This is a genomic window from Sphingobium xenophagum, assembly GCF_002288285.1.
GTDB classification, from domain to species: domain Bacteria; phylum Pseudomonadota; class Alphaproteobacteria; order Sphingomonadales; family Sphingomonadaceae; genus Sphingobium; species Sphingobium xenophagum.
Genome location: NZ_CP022745.1, coordinates 2,309,933 through 2,324,908, shown reverse-complemented (window position 1 = coordinate 2,324,908; position 14,976 = coordinate 2,309,933). Strand labels below are relative to the sequence as shown.

The 14,976-nt window shown below is 61.9% G+C and carries 18 protein-coding genes; all 18 read left to right on the top strand.

Going from position 1 to position 14,976, the window contains the following annotated elements:
- Positions 1-206 precede the first annotated feature (206 nt).
- Positions 207-650 (top strand): hypothetical protein, encoded by a 444-nt coding sequence (locus CJD35_RS11495; RefSeq protein ID WP_157742308.1) that lies wholly within the window; start codon positions 207-209, stop codon positions 648-650.
- Between the two features lie 353 nt (positions 651-1,003).
- Positions 1,004-1,597 carry a hypothetical protein gene (locus CJD35_RS11490; RefSeq protein WP_095687060.1) on the top strand — a complete coding sequence of 198 codons (594 nt, stop codon included), beginning with the start codon at positions 1,004-1,006 and terminating at the stop codon, positions 1,595-1,597.
- Positions 1,536-3,722: a terminase gpA endonuclease subunit gene (locus CJD35_RS11485; protein ID WP_095687059.1), complete on the top strand. Its 2,187-nt coding sequence runs from the start codon at positions 1,536-1,538 to the stop codon at positions 3,720-3,722. The genes CJD35_RS11490 and CJD35_RS11485 overlap by 62 nt, the downstream gene beginning before the upstream one ends.
- 1 nt (position 3,723) lies before the next feature.
- A complete protein-coding gene (locus CJD35_RS11480) occupies positions 3,724-3,942 on the top strand; it encodes a phage head-tail joining protein (RefSeq protein ID WP_095687058.1) in 219 nt (72 codons plus the stop codon).
- Entirely contained in the window at positions 3,942-5,471 is a 1,530-nt protein-coding gene (locus CJD35_RS11475) for a phage portal protein (protein WP_095687057.1), read from the top strand. Before CJD35_RS11480 ends, CJD35_RS11475 begins: the two co-directional genes overlap by 1 nt.
- Complete coding sequence (locus CJD35_RS11470; protein WP_095687056.1) at positions 5,468-7,636, top strand: ClpP-like prohead protease/major capsid protein fusion protein; 2,169 nt, start codon at positions 5,468-5,470, stop codon at positions 7,634-7,636. The genes CJD35_RS11475 and CJD35_RS11470 overlap by 4 nt, the downstream gene beginning before the upstream one ends.
- 68 nt (positions 7,637-7,704) lie before the next feature.
- A complete protein-coding gene (locus tag CJD35_RS11465) occupies positions 7,705-7,956 on the top strand; it encodes a hypothetical protein (RefSeq protein ID WP_095687055.1) in 252 nt (83 codons plus the stop codon).
- A gap of 6 nt (positions 7,957-7,962) precedes the next feature.
- The gene (locus CJD35_RS11460; RefSeq protein ID WP_095687054.1) at positions 7,963-8,298 is read left to right on the top strand and encodes a DUF2190 family protein; all 336 of its coding nucleotides are present in this window, start codon (positions 7,963-7,965) and stop codon (positions 8,296-8,298) included.
- Positions 8,298-8,654 (top strand): head-tail joining protein, encoded by a 357-nt coding sequence (locus CJD35_RS11455; RefSeq protein WP_095687053.1) that lies wholly within the window; start codon positions 8,298-8,300, stop codon positions 8,652-8,654. Before CJD35_RS11460 ends, CJD35_RS11455 begins: the two co-directional genes overlap by 1 nt.
- Positions 8,651-9,331 carry a DUF6441 family protein gene (locus CJD35_RS11450; RefSeq protein ID WP_095687052.1) on the top strand — a complete coding sequence of 227 codons (681 nt, stop codon included), beginning with the start codon at positions 8,651-8,653 and terminating at the stop codon, positions 9,329-9,331. Before CJD35_RS11455 ends, CJD35_RS11450 begins: the two co-directional genes overlap by 4 nt.
- A 1-nt stretch (position 9,332) precedes the next feature.
- A complete protein-coding gene (locus tag CJD35_RS11445) occupies positions 9,333-9,770 on the top strand; it encodes a hypothetical protein (RefSeq protein ID WP_095687051.1) in 438 nt (145 codons plus the stop codon).
- Between the two features lie 15 nt (positions 9,771-9,785).
- Positions 9,786-10,724, top strand: a complete 939-nt coding sequence (locus tag CJD35_RS11440) for a phage tail tube protein (RefSeq protein ID WP_095687050.1) — start codon at positions 9,786-9,788, stop codon at positions 10,722-10,724.
- Between the two features lie 11 nt (positions 10,725-10,735).
- Complete coding sequence (locus CJD35_RS11435; protein WP_157742306.1) at positions 10,736-11,053, top strand: hypothetical protein; 318 nt, start codon at positions 10,736-10,738, stop codon at positions 11,051-11,053.
- The gene (locus CJD35_RS11430) at positions 11,053-11,640 is read left to right on the top strand and encodes a hypothetical protein (protein ID WP_095687048.1); all 588 of its coding nucleotides are present in this window, start codon (positions 11,053-11,055) and stop codon (positions 11,638-11,640) included. The genes CJD35_RS11435 and CJD35_RS11430 overlap by 1 nt, the downstream gene beginning before the upstream one ends.
- Before the next feature lie 32 nt (positions 11,641-11,672).
- Positions 11,673-11,828, top strand: a complete 156-nt coding sequence (locus CJD35_RS22735; protein ID WP_167383151.1) for a DUF7697 family protein — start codon at positions 11,673-11,675, stop codon at positions 11,826-11,828.
- Complete coding sequence (locus tag CJD35_RS11425) at positions 11,815-13,902, top strand: hypothetical protein (RefSeq protein WP_095687047.1); 2,088 nt, start codon at positions 11,815-11,817, stop codon at positions 13,900-13,902. Before CJD35_RS22735 ends, CJD35_RS11425 begins: the two co-directional genes overlap by 14 nt.
- Complete coding sequence (locus CJD35_RS11420; RefSeq protein ID WP_095687046.1) at positions 13,899-14,495, top strand: hypothetical protein; 597 nt, start codon at positions 13,899-13,901, stop codon at positions 14,493-14,495. Before CJD35_RS11425 ends, CJD35_RS11420 begins: the two co-directional genes overlap by 4 nt.
- The gene (locus CJD35_RS11415; protein WP_095687045.1) at positions 14,495-14,968 is read left to right on the top strand and encodes a hypothetical protein; all 474 of its coding nucleotides are present in this window, start codon (positions 14,495-14,497) and stop codon (positions 14,966-14,968) included. Before CJD35_RS11420 ends, CJD35_RS11415 begins: the two co-directional genes overlap by 1 nt.
- Positions 14,969-14,976 lie beyond the last annotated feature (8 nt).

The following is a 14,976-nucleotide window of genomic DNA, read 5'->3' as shown; positions in this document are numbered from 1 at the left end:
GAAGCTTCATCGGAAGGGAGAAAGCGCGGATTTGTGCGCCTTTGGAAGGGTTGGAAGGGTTTTCGCTATGTTGCCGTCACACATGCGTGCGCGCGCATGCGCAGGCGCGATGAAAATATACATATATCCTTCCAATCCTTCCAAAGCTTCCAAATAGAAGAAAATAGTTAGTTAAATCAGTGTTTTATATGTCGGAAGGGTTGAACATGATGGTTCCGGTGGCGGAAGGGTCGATTTTCTGGAGCTTTGCCGACGTCGAGGCGCGTCTGGTCGAGGCGATGCAGTTTCAGTGGCGGACGGAAAGCGGGACATGGGGCTTTGCCAGCGATGGGCCGTGGCACCTGATCGTGCGGGATTGGTGGGACTGGGCAGCGCATGAGGATAAGCCGGTGCCGCGTATCCCTCTGTCGCGTGAACAGATGGCGCGGATGGAAGAGGCGTCGGGATGGTTGGCGCTGGCACCCGAGCGGGACCGCAGGCTGGTGGTGCTGGCCGTGACGGCGCTGGCAGCGGGGCGCAAGGTGGTGCCGTGGCGGGCGCTGCTGCGGCCCATGGGCATGGCGCGCGGGGCAGACGGCTTGCGGATGCGCTACGGGCGCGCAGTGACCTGCATTTGTGCATCGCTCAACACCGCAGAAACGCGCGCATAGACACGGCGCAAGGGGTAGAATGTTGCCATGATGAAATATAGTTTGTTCGTCTTTTCGGCAAAATCGGCTATCCGGTGGATACGCTGGTGCACGGCTTATGGCTGCGGCACTGGCGCGCTTCGAACCTCTCCTGACCTTGCAGCACCCCGCATGGCCCTTGCCCTGCGGGGTGCTGCCGTTTTGGGGTGGGCAGAGCGGCCATTGGGTCGCCGGGGACAGCCGGGCGGCGCCCCCTCCCCCCTTTGGGTCCTTCCCAGAGAGGCAGAGAGTACGGGGGACGAAGTCGTTGTGTCTGACAGCGCGCCATATTTTTCAATCGGTTACTCTTGTTCTTTCGGTTTCGGTCGTGCGCGATGCTAGGTAATCTTGCCGACCTTGCCGCCACGGGGCTGGCGTCTGAGCCGACCTTGCGGAAGTGGCTGAAAGAGCAGCCCGATTGCGACTGGCTGAAAAAGCGTGGGTCGAATGGCGACGCCTATGAAATCGACATTCCCGGCGCGATTGCGGCATGGAAGGCGAAAGAGGGCGACAAGGCGGAAGTCGAAAGACAGAAGTCCGAAGCACTGGGCCAGCTGGCCCTGGAGCTGGGATTGGTCGCACCTGCCGGGCCGACATTATCGATCGCTGACCGCAAGGCGCTGGTCGATGAAGAGATTTCAGCCATGAAGCTGGCGCATCTGCGCAAGGAACTGGTGCCGGTGGTATCGGTCGATGGTGCGGTGGGTGACATATTGGCGCGCTATGCCCAGCGGGCGGCAACGTTCAGCGCGCGGCTTGCCAAGAAGATCGACCTGACCCGCGAGCAGCTGGTGGCTATCGAGGCGTTGCGTGCCGCGGACCAGAACTGGTTTGCCGATCAGATGGAGAATTGGGGTAAGGATATTGTTGACCGGCGCGACAATCCCGCCGCCGCGCTGGAGGCTCCCGCCCCCAACGACGGGCGGTGATATATTGCGCCGACAGGCGCATAATGTCCGCCCCAAACTGAAAACCAGTGTCAGCCACTGGGCGGTCGTGCATCGCGGCTATGACCCGACGACGCTGCCCTGGCAGCCTGAAATCATGGATTGCCTGTCCGACGCGGAAGTCGCGGAAGTGGGCATGATCAAGCCATCGCAGTGCGGCGGCACAGAAATCGGTCTGGCCTGGATGGGTTGGATCATCGACACGGACCCGTCCGATTCGCTGGTCTGCCAGCCCGACCAGGCAATGGCCGGGATATTTTCCAAGACGCGGCTCAATCCGCTGATCGACGAAACGCCGGCGGTCAAACAAAAGCTGATGCCGTCGCCTGATGCCAACGCCATCCACCTGAAACTGTTTCGGGGCATGTCGCTAGCGTCAGTCTGGCCGGTGCCAGCGCAGTTCACCCAGCGCCCCGTGCGCTATGGCTGGCTGGACGATTACGACCAGTATGACGAAGATATCGGATCGTCGAAGGATAAAGGCGGTCAGGGCTCGGGGATTGGCCTGCTGGAAGGGCGCGGCACATCGCATGAAGGCCGCGAAAAGAAGTTCATATCGTCGTCGCCGGCGCGGGAAGATGGCGGCGGCGTCGAGGCGTTCGTGGCGGAAGGTACGGATGAACGCATCCATCCTGTCTGCCCGTCCTGCGGCGAACGCTGGGAAATCGACATATTGCGCGATTTGCAGTTTGATCGCACAGGCAACGCCGATGACGCCGAACATACTGCGCATGTCGTGTGCGGGACCGGTAACGGTTGTGTTCTGACGCCGCAGGACAGGCGCGCGGTGCTCGACAGCCTGATCGACCTGCCGAACAGGGGTTTTGTCGCCGCCAATCCAACGGCCAGCAAAAGGCGGCGGACGTTTCGGGTTGATGGGCTGATGGCGCTGACCAGCTGGCCCCGCCTGGCGCGGATCTGGCGCGCGGCCCAGATTGCCTGGGAGACGCGGCAGGATGAAAGCGACCTGCGGACGTTCATCAATACCAAGGCGGGCAAGAATTACCGGTCTCAGGCAAGCGGCGAGAAGCCGATCGCGGTCGACGTGCTGAAGAAGCGGCGGCGGGCAGGTTGGAAGCTGGGCAAGGTGCCGCGCGGCCCCATGGTCGTCAATATCATCATCGACGTTCAGCATGACCGGTTCGAGGGCGGCGCGGTCGGTTATGGCAAAGATGGCGAACGCTGGCTGATCGACCGCTTTGCGATCGACGTGCTGGACGATGGGCTGACGCAAGTGTCCCCCTTCATCCATCACGAACATTGGAAGGTGCTGCTTCCGCTGTTCGATCGCAAATATCCGCTCGCGGAACAGGGCCCGGACGGCAAGCCGGTTGGCTATGCACCGATACTGTCGGTCACGATTGACACCGGCGGCAGCGACCAGAAAGGTGACCAGGCCACGGCTGGGGCTAAATGGTTCTGGAATGCGGCACGGGCGCTGGGGATTCATTCGTCGCGCATCACGCTTGTCAAGGGCGGGTCGAACCCGAAAGGTAAGCTGATGCCACCAGGCGAGTTTGCCGACCAGAAGGCAAAGGGCGGTGCGCGACGTGGCAGTGCGCGGTTGTGGATACCCAATGTCCATAAGATCAAGAATATCATCGACGCGAAGCTGCGCCGTGACTTGCCAGGGCCGGGCTATATCCATCTGCCCGAAAATCTGGACGATGATCATGTCGATGAATTGACGGCGGAAGAGCTCAAAAAGGGCAAATGGGTCAAGCTGCGGCCACGGAACGAGACGCTGGATATTCTGGTCTATGGCGAAGCGGCGATCTTGAAGCCGCCCTTTGCCCAGTCACGCACCGATATGCGGTGGGTGCCGAAAACATTCCGGGTGCAATGGCCAACGCCAGATATGAGATCGCCATCGTCTAACAAAGTGGCGACTGCGCGCCTGGCGAAAGACAATGACAGTTACATTGAAACAGCGGCGACCAGACAGAGGGAAGTCGGTTTGGATGATCGCCTGACACTCCAATCGATCGACTTTGCAGCATCCGATGCGGTCGAGAATTCTGAAGTCAAGAAGCTGTCATCGACACAAACAACTAATCGGCAAGCTCATGCGCGCCGACGTAATCCCTATACTAGCAGGAGGCGGTAGCATGACGACCTGGACCACGTCCGACCTTGCGACCGTCCGCTCGGCAATCGCCTCCGGCATCCGTTCCGTCACCTTCGCGGATGGGCGCAAAACGGAATATCAGTCGCTCGACCAGTTGATCGCGGCGGAGCAGGTCATTGAAGCGGCGCTCAAGATGCAGGCTCAGGCGGTGAGTGGCGTTTTGCGCCGGCGGACGCCCTACTATCGGAACGGGCTGTAATGCCGAAGTTTATCGACCGCCTACTGGGTCGCGGCGGCAAGGAAGGTGTGGATGCGGGCAAAGCAAAGCCCGTCCGCCAACGCATTCGAACGGCTCAACGTGCAGAATATGACGGCGCGACTGTCGGTCGTCGCGCTGCGGGATGGCGCCGTACCCGGCTGGACGCAAATGGCGAACTGACCCCTGCCACCCAGATGGCGCTGCGCGGGATTGCCCGTGATCTCGATCGCAACAATCCCTGGGCCACGTCGGGTGCAAACAAAATTGCCGAGCATATTGTCGGCACGGGCATCACGTTTCAGGTCTATCGCAATGGTGTGGTTGACGCCGTTCTGAATGACCTGGCGCGCAAGCATTTCGATACCACCAATTGCGATGCAGCCGGACGGCACGACCTCTATGGCATCCAGCTGCAGGCGGCGCGCACCATCGTAGTCAGTGGCAGTGTCCTGTTGCGCCGCCGGTGGCGTCGAAAGAGTGACCGCCTCCCCCTGCCTATGCAGCTTCAGCTGCTGGAGCCTGACTATATCGACGGCTCGCGCCATGGCCCGATGGCGGCGTCGCCCGGCACCACGGCCGGGTATTACGTCCATGGCATCCAATTCAGCCCGCTCGGGCGTCGCGAAGGCTACTGGCTCTATAATACGCATCCGGGTTCAACACGGCCCAGCGATAGCACGTCTACCTATGTTCTCGATCGTGACGTTGCCCACGTCTTCCGTGCTGACCGGCCCGAGCAAGAGCATGGTGCGACGTGGTTCGCGCCGGTCATCCTGCGGCTGAAGGACTTCGGGGATTATGAGGACGCGCAACTGACGCGTCAGAAAATTGCCTCTGCCTTCGCCGGCTTTGTCAGCGGTGATGATGACGGCCAGTTCCCGGGCATCGGCAATGACGGGGATGGTGGGGAATATCCCGCTGACCGCGAACCGCTCGATTTTGTTGAAAGCGGCACGGTCCAATATCTTCGCCCGGGTGAAGAGATAACCTTCCCATCGCCGCCTACTGTCGACGGTTACATGGACTACTCCCGCGTGTCGCATCTTGCGATTGCCGCGGGGCTTGGGGTGCCAGTGGAAATACTGACTGGCGATCTATCCAAGGTCAGTTTCATCTCAGGCAGGCTTGGTCGACTGACGTTCAAGCGTTCGGTGGATACGTGGCAATGGCTCATGTTCATCCGGCAATTTTGTGCCTCGGTCGAACGTTGGTTTATCGAAGCTGCGGAGATGGAAGGCCACGACGTAACCGGCGTTTCCATGCGCTGGACGCCTCCAAAACATGAGATGCTCGACCCGGCCAGCGAGGTTCCGGCCAACCGGGATGCTGTGCGGTCAGGCCAGAAGACTCACAGCCAGGTCATCCGCGAGAATGGCGATGACCCCGACACCTTCTTCGCTGAGCTGGCGGCCGACATGAAGCGGCTCGATGACCTGGGCATCATTCTCGATAGCGACCCCCGCCGCGTCACTCAGGTCGGCAACTCAGTGCAGATACCAAACGCGGATCAGAGGAACCCTGCGAAATGATCGAAATCCTGATTTATGGGATCGTCGGCGATGAATGGGACGGCCTGGACGCCAAAACCATCTTCGCACTGATCGCTGGCGGCGACGGGGATATCGTCGTTCGCATCAACTCGCCCGGCGGCTACGTCATGGAAGGCCTCGCCATCTTCAACGCCATTGTCGGCGCGAAGGCGGCGGGCCGGAAGGTCACTGTTCATATCGACGGCCTTGCCGCCTCGATGGCGTCCGTGATCGCCATGGCGGGCGATGAGATCATCATGGCCGACAACGCGCTGATGATGATCCATAATCCCTGGGATGTCGCGATCGGCGATGCGCGTGAACTGCGCGCCGCCGCAGACAAGCTCGACATCATCCGCGATCAACTCGTGCGCATTTATTCGGGTCAGACCGGCATTTCTGCCGATGATCTGATCGCGATGCTCGATGCGGAGACCTGGCTCACATCCGAGCAGGCCCTCGAGCAGAATTTCATAACGTCCGTCTCGGAAGCGTCGAGCGCTTCCGCCTGCGACGTCAAAGCATTCGGGTTCAAGCATGTGCCCGATAGCCCGCTCATCTCCGCAATGGCGATGGCGCGCACCACCCCGACGGCGCCCGCGCCAAAGACCAAGGACAATTCCATGAACCTTTATCAGACCCGCGCGGCGCTGGTTGCCGCGATCGCCAAGTTCCAGAAGGACGGCGGCACCCAGGAAGAGATTGACAAGATTCGCAATTCCGCCATCGCGCTCGACGCCAAGGATGCCCTGCCCGCCACCGGCGCGCTTGCTTTAGCGCCCGGAACGTCGCCTGCCGACACCTCGGTTACCGCCCTGACCGCCGCAGATGTCCAGAGCGCCGTCGCCACCGAACGCGCGCGTGTCGCCGGCATCCGCAATCTCGGTGCCAAGCATGGGATGGAGGCCGCGTTCATCGATGAATTGATCAATTCCGACACGACCCTTGCCGTCGCGCGCGAGAAGATCCTCGACAAGCTCGCTGAACAGGGTGACGCCGCCAATATCGGTCATAACAGTCCCGCTCGGGTCACCACCGATCAGCGCGAAAAGTTCATCGAAGGCGCGACCAACTGGATTCTCGTGAAAGCTGGCGTCGCGCCCATGATCGAGCAGGCCGCCGCCGCGCGCGGCGAAACCCTGCGCATCGATCCCGGCGAGTTCCGCGGCGTGCGCAACGTCGATCTGGCGCGTGAAGCCCTGTCGAACATGGGCATCAACATCGCCTCGCGTGACCCCGATGCAATCGTGCGCGAAGCCATGACTGCACGGGGCGCGGTGATCACGCAGACGACAAGCGACTTCCCCGTCCTGTTCGAAAATGCGATCCATCGCACCCTGCAGGCGGCCTATGCAATCACACCGGACACATGGTCACGCTTCTGCGGCACCGGTACGGTAACGGACTTCCGTGATCACAGCCGCTACCTGCGTGGCAGCTTCGGCGCGCTCGACAATGTCAATGAGGCTGGCGAGTTCAAGAATAAGCCGATCCCCGACCTGGCCAAGGAGAAGATCCGCGCGACCACGAAGGGCAACATCATCAACCTGTCGCGCCAGGCGATCGTCAATGACGATATGGAAGTGTTTTCCGGCCTCGCCGTCGATCTGGGGCGTGCCGCAAAGCTGACGATCGAAATCGATGTCTACGCGCTGCTCAACTCCAACCCGGTCATGAACGACGGGGTGGCCCTGTTTCACGCGAACCATGGCAATCTTGCCAGCCCGGGCGCTGCGCCCAGCATGGCGGCATTTGATGCTATCGATGCAGCGATGGGCGCGCAGAAGGATATAAGCGGAAACGAGTATCTTGAAATCACGCCGAGCGTGCTGCTGGTCCCGCGTGGCCTTCGTGGCGCTGCATTGACGATCAATGGCAGCGAATATGACCCCGATGCCGTCAACAAGCTCCAGAAGCCGAATATCGTGAAGGGCATGTTCAGCGACATCGTGGCGACGCAGCGGATCACCGGCACGGCTTATTACGCTTTTGCCGATCCGAATGTCGCGCCTGCGATTGAGGTTGTGTTCCTCAACGGCGTCACGGAGCCATTCACCGATAGCCAGGACGGCTGGCGGGTCGATGGCGTCGAATGGAAGGTGCGGCACGATTACGGCGTCGGCGCGGTGAACTACCGCTCCGCTTACAAGCAGCCGGGGGCATAACCGTCGGGGGACATTGAGGCGATAGCGGGCGCGGTTTCGGTCGCGCCGGCTATTCCAGGAGACCATCCATGAAATTCATCAAACTTGCCACTGCCGCTCACGTCAACGGCGTGTTGCGTCACCCCCACGAGGGTGTCCTGCACGTCACCGACGAAGAGGCGAAGCGTGTCATCGAGAATGATGCCGCGCTGGACGTAACGGACGACTTTTCCGACCTGCAGGATGCGCAGGCACCTGCAGAATCCATCACCACCGATGCCGACAGGGGTGCGCCAAGCCGGCGCGCTGCCAAGCCTGCGGCCGATACCGCAAAGGAGTAAGCCGCGATGGCACGCAATTATGTTCAGCCGGGGGAAACCCTGACCTTCACCGCACCCTACGCTGTCGCCGCCGGTGGCGGCTTTCTGGTTGGCGCCCAATTCGCCGTTGCCCTGACCGATGCCGCCAACGGCGCTTCGGTCGAGGGTCGCGTGAGGGACGTCTGGGATCTGGCCAAGGCGACTGGCGAAGCCTGGACCGCGTTCGCCAAGGTATACTGGGACAATACCAATAAGCGCCTGACCACCACTTCCGCCGGCAACACCTATGTCGGCGTATCGGTCCAGGCCGCCGCATCTGCCGATACCGTCGGGCGCGTCAAGCTCAACGGTACTCCAGCATAATGCCCGATCCGTTCGCTTCGGCGCTGGACGCCATATTCACGGCACCCGGCTCCGAAGCGGCGGAGCACACCTCCATTTTCGGTGTGCATACATCTGGTGTCCGCATCATACGGTCGCGCAACGACCAGATGGCGCGGCTCGGCGATGCACCCATTATCACCGGCTCGCACCTGATCGAAGTCCGCAAATCCCAGCTGCCGGAGCTGCGCGAAGGCGATACGATCATCGTCGGGCAGATCGGAGAAAATGATATCTTCACCCCGGTGGAGGAACTGGTTTTGACCGGGGAACCCGTGGGAGATACCGAAAATCTGACATGGACGATCGGCGCAGAGCCGGTCGATGCATCGCGATGAGGATCAGCGCTGAATATCGGCCCGGATCTCTCACCAAACTGCTAGGCGTCATCGAAGGCGAGATCGCCGACGATGTCACGCAGATCATGCGCGAAGAGACGCGCGATCTCACCATGGATTATCGCCAGCAGGTTCGTGACGCGGGCATGGGCAATCGCCTCGCCAACACATGGCGTGCGGAAGTCTATCCAAAGGGCGGGCGGTCACTCAACCCGGCGGGCTATATCTGGTCGAATGCGCCAGCCATCATCGACGCGTTTGCGCGCGGCGCACATATTCGCCCGGTCAACGGTGCGAAATGGCTGTGGATACCGACCCGCAACGTCCCTGCCCGACGGCGCGGTGGCGCCTATGTGTCATCGGTCAAGCGCTCCAATGGAACGCGGATGTCACCCGAAGAGGTTGAACTGCATTTCAATGCGGAGCTTCAGGTCGTGATCGAGGGCAGTAAGGGATCGGCCTTCATCGACGTCGTGTCGGGACTGTCCGGGGGCTATCGCCGCGCGACGGCCGGCAGGACGCAGGGACGGCGCGGCATGGCACCACGCAAGCAGAAGCCGGTGCTGATGTTCAATCTGGTGCGCGGGGTGCGGATGCCGCGGCTGTTCGATCTGGACGGGCCGGCACAGAAGCGCGCCGCCAATGTCGCGCGGCGCATCGCATCCGAGTGGGGCTGATATGGCGAAAAGTTATGCGGTGGATCAGGCGGTCTCCAATCTGATCCGCCTGGCGGTGCCCGATTATCTGATCATCTCGCTCGACGATGATGGTGGCGATCGGCCGCGACGCATAGATCCGCGTGGCACAGTCTGGCTTCGTGACGGTGAACTGGGCGAGCCGGACATCGACCTGTCGCCGCCGACCTATCATTACACGCACCGCATCCCGGTGGAGATTGCAGCCTATACGTCGTCCGAGCCGCTGCGGCTGGTGCTGGATCGGATGGCGACCATGATCGCGGCCCCGATCAAGGCCGACCGCTTTCTGGGCGGCCTGGTCAATTATATCGACGTCACGGCGCTGGATCTTGTGAACATCAATGTCACCGGCGGCCAGACGCAGAAGGGCGGGATGTTCGACATCATCGCTCAATATTCGACAGACAATCCTCTTTAAGAACGGAGACCTATTATGGGTTTTGCGATGGGCATCAACGCCGTGCTGCACGCCGTCGCGGAAGCGACCTATGGCGTGACCCCGGCCAGCGGGTTCAAAAAGCTGCCCTTCGTTAGCAGCTCCATGGGCGAGGAACGACCGCTGATCGAGGATGATCAGCTCGGCTTCGGGCGTGAAGGGCTTGACCCGGCCTATGACGTGGCGACGAATGACGGCGATATCGTCGTGCCCGTAGACATTGCGGCCATAGGCTTCTGGCTGAAGGCCTTTTTCGGGCCGGGAACGGTGTCAGGCACCGGGCCATATGTACACGGCTTTTCGTCGGGCGCGGCCGCGCTGCCATCGCTGTCGATCGAGGTTGGCAACCCTGACGTGCCGTCCTTCTCGGTCCATTATGGTGCTGTCGTCAATCAGCTGCGGATCGGCATGGGACGATCGGGCATGCTCAACGCGACCGTGTCGCTCATCGCCCAAGGCGAAACCGCCGCCGTTCCCGCATCAGTGGCGGGCACGCCAACGGTGCAGCAAGGAGCGCGATTTGCCCATGCGACGGGATTGATCGAGCGCGATGGCACGCCGCTCGGCAATATCGTGTCGGCGGACCTGTCGCTATCCAATTCGCTGGAGAAGGTGGAGGTCATTCGCCAGGACGGTCGAATTGGCGGCGTCGTTCCCGGAGTCGTCCAGGCGCAGCTGCGCTTCACTGCCCGGTTCAACAGTCTGGACCTGCTGACGGTGGCGACGGATGGCACGCCGGTCAACTTGACCGGCATCGGGTGGGATCGTGGTCCGAGTGGCTTGAAATTCGCCATGCCTCGCGTGTTCCTGCCGCGCACCAAGCGCACCATCAACGGCCCGGGCGGCATCACTGCGGATTTCAACTGCCAGGCCGCAGCTGCGCCGGGAGGCCACAAGGTCACGGCAACACTGGTCAATGCTGTTTCGAGCTACTGATGGAGTATCCCATGAAGTCCAAACCCGTCGCGACGTCTCAGGACGCACCCGTTGAGGCAGCAAGTCCCGCCGAGGAAGAGGCTCCACCCACCTATGCCAAAATCGGCGTAACCCCGATGGACGTGTGTGCACGGTTGCGCGTGGTGGACGCTGAAACGGGCGACCTGATCGCCAAGGTGATCGAAGCGGATGCCGAAACCGGCCGCGTCGTGCGCTACGCCGTCGAGAGCGGCAATCTGGTACGCGAGGGCGACCGGATGAAGTTGATCGAGGAAGAGCGCAAGATTCGCATCGAGTGGCGCACTGGCAAGCAGAAAGACAGTTTCTGATGCTGAACCTGGACGCGGAAAAGCAAAGGCTGGAGCCGTGGTGGTTTACGGTGCAGGCCGCCATCGGCGACCTGCCGGCGGTCGAGGTGCACTTCGTGCCCATCGGTCGCGTCGCGCTGCGCAATGCCCGTCGCGCGGCTGCATCCGCGATCGGAAGCGGCCTGCCCGACGATGACGATGCTCCCCTGCCCAACGAACTGGTCGAACAGGCAGGCGATATATTGTCCGAAAGCCTGCTGATGGCGGGGATCGACGATTGGCGCGGCGTTGGCGACGGCGATGGCAATCCGGTCACGGTGACGCCCGAGCGCCTTGCCATTTTCCTGGCCGATCCGATCCGGTTCGAACGATTGGACGAAGCCTATGTCCGTCCGTTCGTCATGAAGGAACTGGAAAAAAACGGATCATCGCCCTTGCCGAATGGCATTTCAGCGGGGGCGACGCAGGAAGTGGATATTGCCAATCGGTCTGCCAGGCGCAGCGTCACGGCCGGTGCGAAGCGGACCCGGAAAAAGGGCGCGAGAAAAGCTGCCCCTATCGCGAAAACGAACTGCGCACCGACGCCGGGGTCTCCGTCTGGGACGTGATATCGGGCTGCGGCCGCCAGCTCCGCGCTGGCATGGGCGCTCCCTATGGTCTCGATTTCGGGGCCGTCCTGGCGCTGGGCGCAGCCCAACATGCCGACATGCCCCTGCTTGCACAGGTTCTGCCACCGATCGAGCGCATCCTGCTCGACCAGATGACCGAGGATCGACCGGACAATGACAGCGCCTAAAGTCGCTATCCGCCTTGGGACGGAGGGCAAGGAAGATGTCAAACGCGACTTCCGCGAAACTGGCGAGGCGGGTGAGGCCGCTGCCGCCCGCTGGTCACGCGGGTTTGACAAGGCTGCCGATGACGCAGAGTCGGCGCGTCGTCGCATGGCAGCCAGTGCGGAAAAGATAGCCGCGATCATGCCGCAAACAGCGATGCAGATGCGGATCAACGATGCGGTTGGCACGGGTTCGTCGTTGCAGGAAGGGTCGGCCCGCGTTTCTGCCGCCGCCTTTCGCGAATTGTTTGCTGAACAGGAGCGGCTGACAGCCGGCGCAGCTGCCCTGCGCGCGCAACTCGATCCTACCTGGGCGGCGCAGCAACGGTTCAACAATGAAATGGCGCAGGCCAAAACGTTGATCGCGGCAGGGTCGATCACACTGGATGAATATTGCGCGAAGCTTCGGATGGAAGAAGCCGCGCTGGAAAGTGCCAGCACATCGCAGACGCGTCACGTCGCGACATCGGGTGCGATGCGTGCCGGCATGCAGCAGCTGGGCTTTCAGGCGCAGGATTTCGCCGTCCAGGTGATCGGCGGGACGGACGCGATCAGGGCATTCGCGATGCAGGCGCCACAGGCGATCGGGGCGCTGCAATTAATGTCGGGTGGGGCAGAAGGCGGAGCCAGCAAGTTCGCTCGGTTTGCGAGCATATTAGCAGGTCCGGTCGGTGTCGCGATCGGCGTTGCCATTCCGTTGGCGGTAATGCTGGGCGAAAAGTTTTTCGCCGCCGGCGACGATGCGGAATCCGCTTCGAAAAAGGTCGACTCCCTCACATCCGCACTCAATCGCCTGGCGACCGCGCAGGGCCGTGTGACGGCCAATGACCTTGGCATGGGCAAAGTCCGCGTGGAGCAGCTTCGCGGTCAATTACAGGCGCTCGATCAGGAAATCGCCAACAGCACGGGCACGCGCGCGGCCATGCAGCGCCGCCGCCAGCTGGAGCAACAACGTGCCGGTTTGGCGAACGAACTCGGGTCGGCAGAGGCGACAGTCGCCGGCGCGCAGATGGCTTGGGACAACCGTCTTAAGCTTGACGCCATGGGCGTGGCCGACAAGGCAAATGCCAAGGCGGCGAAGTCTGCGGAGAGTGAAGCAAAGCGCGCCGCCCGCGCTGCCGAGCGAGAGCGGCAGCGCGAAGCGGAAGCGGCCGCTAAAGCGGATATGGCGCTGACGACACAGCGCAATGGCTGGGCGAACAACCAAGACATCGGTGGCGCGTCGCGCGCGAAATTGGCGGAAGAAGGCGACAAGATCACCGAGCGTCAGAAGGCGTTCCGCGCCGCGAATGACGACATCAGCGCTGGTAATGCCCTGCTTAACCTCGAATGGGAATTGCGGGGCAAGAGTCGGCGCGAGATTGAGGCGGCGGTCGAATTGCGCCGCTATCAGCTGGAACTGGAGCGCGACGGCAAAAACCTGACCGCCCAACAGGTCGAAGATCTGATGAAGGCCAAGGCCGCACAGATCGCCTTCACCAATGCGCTGGACGACAGCAATGCGCGGATGATGGCGATGCGGGATATCGGGTCCAATGTCGTCGATACGGTGCTGAACCCCAGCAACTGGAGCAGCTGGAAGAATGTGGCGATGAGCGCCATCAACGATGTCGTTTCAGCCATGTGGAAACTGGCGGTCATCAACCCGATTCAGAATCAGATCAGCGGCGGCAACCTGCCCACGATCGGCAGTCTGTTTGGGCTGCTGGGCAAGAAGAGCGTTCCCGGCAGCGCGATCGGCAATATGTACACGCCCGCCGGCGCCATGCTGGTCGGCGAAAATGGGCCGGAAATCGTCAACATGCCGCGCGGCGCGCAGGTCATGACCGCCAGCGACACACGCCGGGCCATGGCCAGCAACGATAACGGGCTTCAGGTCCGCGTCATCAAGGGCGACCTGTTCGATGTCGAGGTGACACGGATCAGTGCCGGGGTGAGCGCGGAGACCGTGGGGGCGGCTGCGCCGATCATCGCGTCTGGCGCCAGCAATGGGGCGCAAAAGGCGGTGTCGCGACGCAACAGCCGGAGGCTCGCATGATCGAACTGTCCGCCAGCGACCTGCCCGCATCGGTCACGCCTGCTTTCGTCGATGTCGGCGGCACAGTGCGCGGCGCGACCAATGCGGTGGGTGTGCGGATCGACCGGCCCGGCGGCCATTATCGCGCCGCCATCAGCATGGGGATAGGGACCGCTGCCCAGCGATCCGCCCTGATTGCTGACCTGGTGCGCGGAAAGCAGGAAGGGCTGCGCACTGCCTACCCTTTGCAGGGCGTCGATCAGAGCGGTTCGGGTTCGCCCGTGGTCGATGGCGCGGACCAGGCGGGGCGCGTCCTGTCACTGCGCGGCCTGACGCCGGGCTATGATCTGGCCAAGGGCTTCTGGATGTCGATCGAGGATGCGACGGGCCAGCATTATCTGCACAATGTGTTTGTGGGCGGCATCGTAGCGGGCGACGGCAAGGTGACCGTCACGCTGGGCGAACATCTGCGCGTCCCTTTCGCCGATGGCGCGACCGTGCATCTGGACCAGCCCATGATCGAGGGCGACATAGCGGGCAATGAACAGAGCTGGCAACTGACACGCGCCAACCGGGTGACCGGCATCCAGTTCACGATCGAGGAAATGGGCTGATGGCAAAGCAGGATATAATGCGCATGGAGCGAGAATGTGCATCGCAGGAGGCGGAAGCGACAGCGCGGCTGAGCTATTCGATCGGCTTTGCGCAGAGCGGTTTACAGGCGCTGACCCTGATCAACGGCGGCGCGCTGGTAGCCTTGTTCAGCTTCGTGGGGTCGTCCAGTGCCGTGACATTCGATCTCGCGGCGCTGTGGTGGGCCTTTGGCATTTTCGCGGCAGGACTGGTCTTTAACATTTGCGCCTATCTGGGCGCGCACCTGTCCCAGGACCGCTTTTACATCGTGGCGCAATATCTGGCCTGGAATGCGCAGGATGCGATGGCGGATAAGGACGCAAGCCATGACCCTATGCCGCCGTACAAGGCCGGGTCGATCGCGCAAATGGCGGCGATGCTTTGCGCGATCCTGGCACTGGCAGCGTTCATCGCCGGCTGCGGCTTCGCCCTGAGCGGCGTGGCGTCGAAGTAAGCCGCCGA

Coding starts and splice junctions, on each gene's coding strand:
- CJD35_RS11495 (WP_157742308.1), top strand. CDS start 207: ATGATGGTTCCGGTGGCGGAAGGGTCGATTTTCTGGAGCTTTGCCGAC.
- CJD35_RS11490 (WP_095687060.1), top strand. CDS start 1,004: ATGCTAGGTAATCTTGCCGACCTTGCCGCCACGGGGCTGGCGTCTGAG.
- CJD35_RS11480 (WP_095687058.1), top strand. CDS start 3,724: ATGACGACCTGGACCACGTCCGACCTTGCGACCGTCCGCTCGGCAATC.
- CJD35_RS11475 (WP_095687057.1), top strand. CDS start 3,942: ATGCCGAAGTTTATCGACCGCCTACTGGGTCGCGGCGGCAAGGAAGGT.
- CJD35_RS11470 (WP_095687056.1), top strand. CDS start 5,468: ATGATCGAAATCCTGATTTATGGGATCGTCGGCGATGAATGGGACGGC.
- CJD35_RS11465 (WP_095687055.1), top strand. CDS start 7,705: ATGAAATTCATCAAACTTGCCACTGCCGCTCACGTCAACGGCGTGTTG.
- CJD35_RS11460 (WP_095687054.1), top strand. CDS start 7,963: ATGGCACGCAATTATGTTCAGCCGGGGGAAACCCTGACCTTCACCGCA.
- CJD35_RS11455 (WP_095687053.1), top strand. CDS start 8,298: ATGCCCGATCCGTTCGCTTCGGCGCTGGACGCCATATTCACGGCACCC.
- CJD35_RS11450 (WP_095687052.1), top strand. CDS start 8,651: ATGAGGATCAGCGCTGAATATCGGCCCGGATCTCTCACCAAACTGCTA.
- CJD35_RS11445 (WP_095687051.1), top strand. CDS start 9,333: ATGGCGAAAAGTTATGCGGTGGATCAGGCGGTCTCCAATCTGATCCGC.
- CJD35_RS11440 (WP_095687050.1), top strand. CDS start 9,786: ATGGGTTTTGCGATGGGCATCAACGCCGTGCTGCACGCCGTCGCGGAA.
- CJD35_RS11435 (WP_157742306.1), top strand. CDS start 10,736: ATGAAGTCCAAACCCGTCGCGACGTCTCAGGACGCACCCGTTGAGGCA.
- CJD35_RS11430 (WP_095687048.1), top strand. CDS start 11,053: ATGCTGAACCTGGACGCGGAAAAGCAAAGGCTGGAGCCGTGGTGGTTT.
- CJD35_RS22735 (WP_167383151.1), top strand. CDS start 11,673: ATGGGCGCTCCCTATGGTCTCGATTTCGGGGCCGTCCTGGCGCTGGGC.
- CJD35_RS11425 (WP_095687047.1), top strand. CDS start 11,815: ATGACAGCGCCTAAAGTCGCTATCCGCCTTGGGACGGAGGGCAAGGAA.
- CJD35_RS11420 (WP_095687046.1), top strand. CDS start 13,899: ATGATCGAACTGTCCGCCAGCGACCTGCCCGCATCGGTCACGCCTGCT.
- CJD35_RS11415 (WP_095687045.1), top strand. CDS start 14,495: ATGGCAAAGCAGGATATAATGCGCATGGAGCGAGAATGTGCATCGCAG.